This is a genomic window from Candidatus Protofrankia californiensis, from assembly GCF_900634765.1.
In the GTDB taxonomy this organism is placed as follows: Bacteria; Actinomycetota; Actinomycetes; order Frankiales; family Frankiaceae; genus Protofrankia; species Protofrankia californiensis.
This window is the reverse complement of record NZ_CAAAFT010000287.1, coordinates 1-1,547: the sequence shown is the minus strand read 5'-3', so window position 1 is coordinate 1,547 and position 1,547 is coordinate 1. Positions and strand designations below refer to the sequence as shown.

The following is a 1,547-nucleotide window of genomic DNA, read 5'->3' as shown; positions in this document are numbered from 1 at the left end:
GCCGTTCCCGCTTCAGGTGACGTCGGGGGATGACTTCCGGACCGGCCGGCGGATTACCCAGGTCCCTCGTCCAGAGGCGATGAGGACGCACCTCGCACCTCGCACCTCGCGCCTGGGCGACTGTCCGCACTGTCAGTGCGCTGTGCTGTCAGTCCACGATCGTGAGGATCTCCGATGTCGGCCGCCGCCGGGCCGGCTCGACAGGGCTGCCTCCCGGCAACGGGTAGCCGACAAGAATGATCATTTGGACGTGGCCGGTGCTGCGAAGCAGCTCGCGCACCCTGACCCGGATCGCGTCGATGTCCTCGGCGTGCCCGACCGGACGTGCCGCCGCGCCGTGCGCCGCGGCTGTTAGCAGTATCCGCGCGACCGCCTGACCGGCGGCCATGCGGTCGACGGGTCGGTCCGCATCTGTCCCGAGCGCGACGACCGTCGGCCGCCGGGCCTCTGCGGGCGCAGCGGGGGAGGCGGGCGCAGTGGGGGAGCGGCCGGGAGCATCCATGCCGGTCCCGCCGGTCCCGCCGGTCCCGCCGGCCGCGACGTGGCGGTCCATGGTGTCCAACCACATGGTGTCCACGTCCGTGGCGTCCAACGCGGCCAGCCAGCAGCCTTCGGCTTCCGCCGCCTGGCCGAGCTCTTCCACGACCGTGGCCTGCACAGGGGCGGGACGCAACGGCCGGCGGCCGGTGATCCGGTCGCGCATGGCCGTGACGAGTGCCCGCTCCCCGGCGTCGGGTGGGAGCACGGCGCTGACATGGATGGTGGCGAGTGGCTCCCTGCCCGCGAGATCCATGTCGAGATCGGCGTATCCGGGCCCGTCGGGCAGGACGGTCACTTCCGGGACCAGATCGCGAGCCCGCAGCGCCAGGCGCGCGTAGTACAGGGCCGCACCACAGCTGATCAGTAGTTGCCGCCCGTCCGGGTCGATGGCGCCGAGCAGGAGGGACGGGTCCGCGAACAGCTCGAGGCGCCCGCTGCCGGCGAACCAGTGCCATGGCTGGGTGTCGTGGATCGACGGTGCCAGCGAAGCCTCGGTGACGACTTCCTCGATCTGCTCGCGGGCGGGCACTACGCCGGTTGTCGACATGATCTTCACCGTCCCTGGTCTCTGCGTTGTCGGGTCTTCCTTGTTCCTTCCCCTCTCCTGGGCCCTGTCTTGCTCCCGGGCCTTGTCTCGCACCCGCTGGGCCGGTCGCTCGACGTCGGTGGAGCCCTCTGGATCGGCGGGAATCGGTGCGATCGACACGAACCGTACCTACATGTAGCCAGATGAACACGGAAAAAAATTTCCATGAACTGCTTGCGATCATGAAACTCGACTGTTCCGTCGTGTATGTTTATCCCTGCCGGCGGAAAGCCGGGAGACACCCGAGCCAAGCTCATCGCTCAGGTGGCCCCCATCCCCGGTCCGAGAATCCTTCGGGAAGCTCGGGGTGGCTCGCGAGGCGAATCCCGGATAATTCGGAGAGGTTTGACTCGGCGAGGTTCCATCAGTAAGTTGCAACAGTTGCTCCAAGCGGGCTGCCGAAAGGCGCCTCTCGGGTTGT

Annotated in this window: 1 protein-coding gene; it reads right to left on the bottom strand. The window is 68.4% G+C overall.

Annotated elements, in window-relative coordinates; genetic code table 11:
- Positions 1-148: 148 nt before the first annotated feature.
- Complete coding sequence (locus DD1DGNOD_RS15470; protein WP_131770446.1) at positions 149-1,087, bottom strand: nitroreductase; 939 nt, start codon at positions 1,085-1,087, stop codon at positions 149-151.
- Positions 1,088-1,547: the final 460 nt, after the last annotated feature.